The following is a 5,496-nucleotide window of genomic DNA, read 5'->3' as shown; positions in this document are numbered from 1 at the left end:
CAGCCGATCAATGAGCGACACGCCGTCGGCATCGCTTTCTGCCGCCAGTCGCGCCCGTAGATCGCGGTAGCTGCGCTCGATGGCGGCTTGCCGGTCGGTATCCGTCGCCGTGCCGGTGATCTGTGCCAGTTCCTCACGTGCCTGCGCCAAGGCGTCGGCCAATTCGCGCTCGGCTTGTGCCGCCTTGCGGGCATTGGCCTGCTCGATGTCCGTGCGCCGGTTGTTGAGCGTGATGAGGTCCGCTTCCGCCTTGGCGACCTCGGCCTTGGCTTTCAGGCGGTCGTTTTCCGATTTGCCGGTGGTGACGACTTGCTGACTGCGGGCCAGTTCCTGCTGCTTGCGGGCAATCTCGGCATCAACCTCGCGTTGCTCGAGGGCCGTTTTCTGCGTGTAGTAGTCGCGCACCAAAACCAGACGGTCTTCGAGTGCAGCGTCCAGCGCAGTTTGTTGCCGGGCCAGGCCGTCCTTGAGCAGGGCGAACTCGGCGTCCAGCTGCGCTTTCATCAGCGTGGTTTGCGCGCCGGTCGTGTCCTGCGCTGGCTTGACGGCTTTGGGCTTGGTCAGGCGTTGAAGCAATTCCGGATCGGCCTGGATCTTGGGTGCCTTGACCTCGATGGGCTTGGGGTCGAACAGGCTGTCACGGAAGGACGCCAGTTCATCCAGCCGTTTGACCAGATTGCCTTTGAGGTCGGCAATAATGGCCTTGGCCCCTTCGGTGTTGCCCTTGAGCGCCTCCACAGCGGCGGCGACACCCGCGCCAATGGCTTCGCCCAAGGCCACGAAGGCCTTGCCGACGGTGGCTGCACCCAGTGCCAAGGTTTTGAGCACCAGTACCACGCCATCGAGAATCACGCGCAGCGTGCCGCCTTGCTTGGCCGACTCGACCATGCCACCGGCCATATCGTTCAGGACGGGCAGCAAGGACGCGATGATCTGGTTGCCGATGCTGGTGGTGGCCAGTTTCAGCTTGTCGAGCGCATCGTTGAAGTTGCCCGCCTGCGCCGCAGTCTCACTACTCATCTGCACGCCGAGCGCCTGCATCTCAGCGGCGAGCTCATTGATGCCGTCGCGCCCCTGATTCAGGAACGGGATCAGCTCGGCTCCCGACTTGCCGAACAGTTGCACGGCCAGCGCGGTTTTCTCCGCGCCATCGGGCATGGCCTTGAAGCGCTCGGCCAGATCGAGTAGCACCTGATCGGTGGCGCGCAGGGTGCCGTCCTGGTTCTTGAACTCGACACCTACGGCGGAGAATCCGCGAGCGGCATCTTCCGATCCGGTCGCGGCTTCCAGCATCGTGGTGGACAGCTTGCGCAGCCCCTTCTCGAACGATTCGCCAGACACACCGGACTGCTCGGCTGCCGGTTTCCATACCGACAGAGTCTCGACGCTGACACCGACACGTTGCGACATCTCGTCCAGCGCGTCGCCAGTGTCGATGGCCGATTTCACCATCGCGGTCAGACCGGCCACGGAGACAGCCACCCCGAGGTTGGCCAGCACACCGTTGACGCTCTTGGCGGTGTCGGTGAGGCCACCCAGGCCCCGCTTGATCGAGTCGAAAGCGGTCTTGGTCTGGTCGACGGCACTAATCAGGATTTGGGCACGATTGCTTGCCATCAGACTTTGTCCAGTTCTTGTTGAATCGCCCGCGCCAAGGCAGGCAGTGCGCGTTGCACGCCACCCGCCAGATTCAGTCGTCGTTTGAGATCGACGCGCTTGACCAGCACGGCGACGGGAATCTCCTGGCCACGCTTGATCTGCTTGGCCCCGGTAAGACCACGCTCGGCACGTTTGAAGCGGCCCAGCTGCCCGGCGTTCTCTTTGATGTTCTCGGCCATCAGCAGCACGCGACCGTTCTTCTCGATGAAGAAGGCATTGCCCGAGCGCATCAGGCCATCGATGACCGCCTTGAAGCGTTTGGGGCCGATACGACCGGGCAGCAGCGGAATCAGCAGATTGCCGCTCACCGTGCCGCCTTTTTCGTGCAGGCCAAGCCACGGAATCTTGCTGCCCACCAGCAAGGCAGGCAGTTGCTCCGGCTTCTTGTCGAACACCTTCACACCCATCGACGAGATGAAGCTGTTGCGCTTGACGGTGAAGGCACTGCGCATCTCGGATCGCGCCGCATCACGCACCTCGCGCCCACCCGATTGCATGCCCTTGGCGACGGCGGTGTGGATGGCGCGACGCCGCTCGGCGCTCCACGCCGCCAACTGGCGCGGGTCCAGCAGGCCGGTGGTGGTGAGCGAGAGACGCATGGGTCAGTCCTTGAGCAGATCGCGTTGCAGTTGTTCGATGCCACGTTTCTCGCCCTGGGCTGCCACGGCATGAATGCCGAGCAGCTGGGCAAGTTGTTGTCGTTCGATCTGGCCGTCGGCATCCAGAAAGGCTTGAGCCTGCGTGAGCGTGTAGGCCATCACGTCGCCAAGGCGGTGCCCGGCGCGGATCAGGCGGGCGACGGCAGCGTCCCATCCGAGTTCGTCAGCGAGCGCAGCGTCGGGGCGAGTCGCTGGGCCGCGCCCTGAACCGCCGGGACGACGTGCGCCACGAAAAAATCCGCGTTCACCTCGAACACGGCAGCGGCCAGAAGAACGGCGTCCTCCAGCGACAGGTCATTGATCCACGCTCGATCACGCCGGGTGGTGATGGCCAGCAGATCGAGCACGGCATCACCGTGCCGCCCCAGCAGCGCCATCCAGTCAGGATCACTGGTGATTTCCTCGGCCATCGGGCGCACCACGGCCAACAGCCGTGGCAACTCGCCCAGCCGGATCGGCGTCAGTTCCAGCGCAATTCCCGATAGCGTGACGACCACCGGTGCAGGTGGGTAGGTCTTGAAGTCATCCATCACAGCAGCACCAGACGGCCGAATTGGCCGAGATCACCGCCCACTGGCTTGGTCAGATCCGCCAGCACTTGGCCCGACAGCTCGAACTTCAGCAGTTCGTCCGTGATGATCGAGAGTTCCTTGGCCGGGTTGATGGCCACGCGGTAGAGGTCGATCACCACCTCGCGGTTGCCGTCGGCGGTGTTGAGTCCCTCGAAGCGAATCCAGCGCTCGGGCAAGGGCTGAGTGAACATCGCCGTGCTCTGCGCCGCGCCATAGGCGTAATCGACGGTGAACGGCTCGGTGTACGGGCCACCCGACGTGGCATCCAGCACCACGAGCGAGCCATGCTTGGCGTTGACGCTGTACTGGCTGATGGGCAACGTCTGGGGCGTGGCGTCGGAGTCCTGCACCTGCACGGCGGACACGTTTTGCATGGCCAGCGGGTACAGACTGCCCGGCGTGATCGGGTTGGGCAGCAGCTCGCCGGTCACGGTGCCGGGAGTGATCGTGGTCGTGGTGCCATAGAGCGCGAGCGCCAGGTTGGTGGCGATCAGCTCTTCCAATGTGCAGGCGAACTCGCCTTTCTTGGTCTTGATGAGTTGCAGGTCTGTCAGGCGCTGGCCTGACTGCGCTTCCTGGTGCTCGATGGTGTCCACCGACAGCGACACCTTCAGCTCGGGCACGTTGCCGACGAAGGTCAGTCCGGCCGGGTTGCCGAGTTCATCACGTGCGCCGATGTAGACGCGGCCTTGTCCGGAAAAGTAAGCCATGTTCAGTCTCCTTGGGTGGCTGCAGTTGTGGAAACACCGGACGTGGCATCACGGCGGGCGGGTTTGGAATCAGTGACGGGGGTGGCCGCTTTGGCTGCGCCCTGCGCGATCAGCCAGCGGCCACTGGCATCGGGCAGATCAAGGCGATCACCCACGGCGAGGCGCTTGCCTGCGTGGGTGTGGGGTTTGAGAAGTTCGATTTGCATGGGTTCATCCTGTTTGGGTGAGATCAATGGCGTGGGTGCGGTAGCGGATTTCGTATCGGGCTGGGAGTGCGGTGGCACCTGCGTCGGCGTCGTCGAACTCCCATTCGCAGTCGATCTCGCGTACGGCGATGGCCAGACCGCCCAGATTCGGGTCGGCCATCAAGGCCGCGTGAGCCGCCACCAGCGCCAGGTCAGCGACGTTGAAGGCATCCGCACCGCGTGCCACCACGGCAAGCCGGACGATCAGCAGCCGGTCGACCAGGTGGTTAGCGTGGGCGGTGATGCTGTCGCCATCGACGAACAGCAGCAGCGCAGGACTGGCCTCGCGGGTGACCGGCACGGCTGGCATGCGCAGCACCGGAACGGGTGCAATCGCAGATGACAGGCGTGCGACGACCTCCCGCAAGACGCGCTCGCGGACGGAGTTCATGGCGATGTCCTTAGAGTTGGGAGAGTGAGGCGCGCCGCTCGGTGCCGTCGCCGATGGCGCGCACGTCGCGCACCTGATAGCTGCTGCCCGCAATTTCGACGGTGTCACCCGCAGCGAGCGTCAGCCGGGACGCCGGGTAGTCGATCTGGTAGTCGCGTGACAGCGCAAAACCATCGAGCACGGTTTCGTCCGGGGCGCGGAAGGCGCAGTGCACGGTGGTGCCAGCCACCGTGGCGGCGGTCAGAAGCCCCGTGTTGCGGGCTGCTTCGTAGAGCGTGACGACGTCCATGGCTGGATCAGGTCGACGTCAGTTTGATCAGCACGCCGGGACGGTGGCACATCGGCAACGGGTTCGACTGCGTGTGCAGGTCGGTGCCCCGGTCGAACTTGCGCGGCTCCTGCTTGGCATACAACGGCTGGCCGATGGTGTTCACGGTCTCGTTGAAATCCGCAGGCGCAAAGTAGGTGGCAAAGGTATCCACCGTGCCCAGGGGGAATGCATGGGCCTCACCGGCGGCAATGAAGCGACGCGTGCCCAGCGTGCCGTCGGACTTCACATAGGACGCCTGGCCCCGGTACTCCTCGAAGGTGACGCCGCTGTAGTTGAAGCCCGAGCGCATGTCGTTGATCAGCACCGCGCCTTGCTGCCAGTTCTGGTAGGCGGTCTTGACCTCCTTGTGGGTGGTCAGTGCCCGGAAGAACTCGGTCGAGCACAGCACATGCACGCCGGTCGAGAACTCGCCGGTGAGCCCATCTTCCATGAGGCCCAGCAACTCGAGGCAAGCAGTCTTGATTTGCCCGTTGTCGGCCGCCGTCGAAAACTCGAAGGACACCGATTGCGCAGTGATGTCGAACTCGTCGAACAGATCGACGAGTTCACTGCCGTCGGCGTCGAGGATATTGCCCTTGAGCGCGCCCATGCGCAGATGCTCCAGGGTGATCGCGTGCTTGTTGCGCATGGTCTCCAGATGGCGGGCCATGACACCGCCGATGGCTTCCATTTCGGTTTCGGAACCGAAGGCGCGCAGTCCTTGCACTTCCTCGGGCAGCACCACGTCGTCGTGCGGGATGTGCGGGATCACGAAGGAGCGCAGGTTGCGCTTGCCACGTTCACCCACCGTGCCGGGCGAACCGGGCGCCCGGGTGGGCAGCAGGTTCAGACGACCGGCGTACTCCTCGACGATGATCTGCCGGGTGCGCACCGGCTTGGCCGGGAACAGGTTGAGTTGCTCCAGCCGCCCATAGCGGTTGGGCAGGAGG

Annotated in this window: 8 protein-coding genes and 1 pseudogene; all 9 read right to left on the bottom strand. The window is 64.2% G+C overall.

Annotated features, from left to right (window positions below; genetic code table 11):
• Positions 1 to 1,617, bottom strand: a pseudogene (locus tag A6M56_RS10210) (phage tail protein); the annotation flags it as partial.
• Complete coding sequence (locus tag A6M56_RS10205) at positions 1,617 to 2,258, bottom strand: DUF6441 family protein (protein ID WP_286758124.1); 642 nt, start codon at positions 2,256 to 2,258, stop codon at positions 1,617 to 1,619. The pseudogene A6M56_RS10210 and the gene A6M56_RS10205, both read right to left, overlap by 1 nt.
• A 3-nt stretch (positions 2,259 to 2,261) precedes the next feature.
• A complete protein-coding gene (locus A6M56_RS10200; RefSeq protein WP_009521710.1) occupies positions 2,262 to 2,417 on the bottom strand; it encodes a hypothetical protein in 156 nt (51 codons plus the stop codon).
• Positions 2,418 to 2,446: 29 nt separating this feature from the next.
• On the bottom strand, positions 2,447 to 2,848 hold the full coding sequence (locus tag A6M56_RS10195; protein WP_286758123.1) for a DUF6631 family protein: 402 nt from the start codon (positions 2,846 to 2,848) through the stop codon (positions 2,447 to 2,449).
• On the bottom strand, positions 2,848 to 3,600 hold the full coding sequence (locus A6M56_RS10190) for a phage tail tube protein (protein ID WP_286758122.1): 753 nt from the start codon (positions 3,598 to 3,600) through the stop codon (positions 2,848 to 2,850). Before A6M56_RS10190 ends, A6M56_RS10195 begins: the two co-directional genes overlap by 1 nt.
• A 2-nt stretch (positions 3,601 to 3,602) precedes the next feature.
• Entirely contained in the window at positions 3,603 to 3,806 is a 204-nt protein-coding gene (locus A6M56_RS10185; RefSeq protein ID WP_286758121.1) for a DUF7210 family protein, read from the bottom strand.
• A gap of 4 nt (positions 3,807 to 3,810) precedes the next feature.
• A complete protein-coding gene (locus A6M56_RS10180; protein WP_286758120.1) occupies positions 3,811 to 4,236 on the bottom strand; it encodes a hypothetical protein in 426 nt (141 codons plus the stop codon).
• Between the two features lie 10 nt (positions 4,237 to 4,246).
• Positions 4,247 to 4,525 carry a head-tail joining protein gene (locus A6M56_RS10175; RefSeq protein ID WP_286758119.1) on the bottom strand — a complete coding sequence of 93 codons (279 nt, stop codon included), beginning with the start codon at positions 4,523 to 4,525 and terminating at the stop codon, positions 4,247 to 4,249.
• Positions 4,526 to 4,532: 7 nt separating this feature from the next.
• Positions 4,533 to 5,496: major capsid protein (locus A6M56_RS10170; RefSeq protein ID WP_286758118.1), on the bottom strand; the 964-nt coding region annotated here is incomplete at its 5' end.

This window comes from Ralstonia sp. RL (assembly GCF_001683835.1).
In the GTDB taxonomy this organism is placed as follows: domain Bacteria; phylum Pseudomonadota; class Gammaproteobacteria; order Burkholderiales; family Burkholderiaceae; genus Ralstonia; species Ralstonia mannitolilytica.
This window is presented reverse-complemented; position numbering and strand designations above follow the sequence as displayed.

What these genes read in the sequence shown, in the direction of transcription:
- A6M56_RS10185 (WP_286758121.1), bottom strand. Translation starts at nt 3,806, where the DNA reads ATGCAAATCGAACTTCTCAAACCCCACACCCACGCAGGCAAGCGCCTC.
- A6M56_RS10175 (WP_286758119.1), bottom strand. Translation starts at nt 4,525, where the DNA reads ATGGACGTCGTCACGCTCTACGAAGCAGCCCGCAACACGGGGCTTCTG.
- A6M56_RS10190 (WP_286758122.1), bottom strand. Translation starts at nt 3,600, where the DNA reads ATGGCTTACTTTTCCGGACAAGGCCGCGTCTACATCGGCGCACGTGAT.
- A6M56_RS10205 (WP_286758124.1), bottom strand. Translation starts at nt 2,258, where the DNA reads ATGCGTCTCTCGCTCACCACCACCGGCCTGCTGGACCCGCGCCAGTTG.
- A6M56_RS10180 (WP_286758120.1), bottom strand. Translation starts at nt 4,236, where the DNA reads ATGAACTCCGTCCGCGAGCGCGTCTTGCGGGAGGTCGTCGCACGCCTG.
- A6M56_RS10200 (WP_009521710.1), bottom strand. Translation starts at nt 2,417, where the DNA reads ATGGCCTACACGCTCACGCAGGCTCAAGCCTTTCTGGATGCCGACGGC.
- A6M56_RS10195 (WP_286758123.1), bottom strand. Translation starts at nt 2,848, where the DNA reads ATGGATGACTTCAAGACCTACCCACCTGCACCGGTGGTCGTCACGCTA.